The 707-nt window shown below is 62.7% G+C and carries 1 protein-coding gene; it reads left to right on the top strand.

Translation table 11 applies throughout. The annotated features are described in order from the left end of the window. Positions 1 to 707: amino acid ABC transporter ATP-binding protein (locus AC1RRW_RS22290; RefSeq protein WP_492903910.1), on the top strand; the 707-nt coding region annotated here is incomplete at both ends.

Below are 707 nucleotides of genomic sequence, written 5' to 3'. Positions count from 1 at the left end.
ATGATCGGGGTCAACAAGTGGTATGGCGAGTTCCACGTGCTGCGCGACATCAATCTGAAGGTCTCGCGCGGCGAGAAGCTGGTGATCTGCGGGCCGTCGGGCTCGGGCAAATCGACGATGATCCGCTGCATCAACCGGCTGGAGGAGCACCAGAAGGGCTCGATCATCGTCGACGGCACGGAGCTGACCAACGACCTCAAGAAGATCGACGAGATCCGCCGCGACGTCGGCATGGTGTTCCAGCACTTCAACCTGTTCCCGCACCTGACCATCCTCGAGAACCTGACGCTGGCGCCGATCTGGGTGCGCAAGATGCCCAAGAAGGACGCCGAGGAGATCGCGATGCACTATCTGCGTCGGGTCAAGATCCCGGAGCAGGCCAGCAAATATCCGGGCCAGCTCTCGGGCGGCCAGCAGCAGCGCGTGGCGATCGCCCGCTCGCTGTGCATGAGCCCCAAGATCATGCTGTTCGACGAGCCGACCTCGGCGCTCGATCCCGAGATGGTCAAGGAGGTGCTCGACACCATGGTCTCGCTCGCCGACGAGGGCATGACCATGCTCTGCGTCACCCACGAGATGGGCTTCGCCCGCCAGGTCGCCGACCGGGTCATCTTCATGGACGCCGGCCAGATCGTCGAGATGAACGAGCCGAACGAGTTCTTCAAGAACCCGCAGCACGAGCGAACCAAGCTCTTCCTCAGCCAGAT

It is taken from the genome of Allobosea sp. GW821-FHT12C12 (assembly GCF_058807355.1).
The sequence above is the reverse complement of the archived record's forward strand: the minus strand, read 5'-3'. Positions and strand labels throughout refer to the sequence as shown.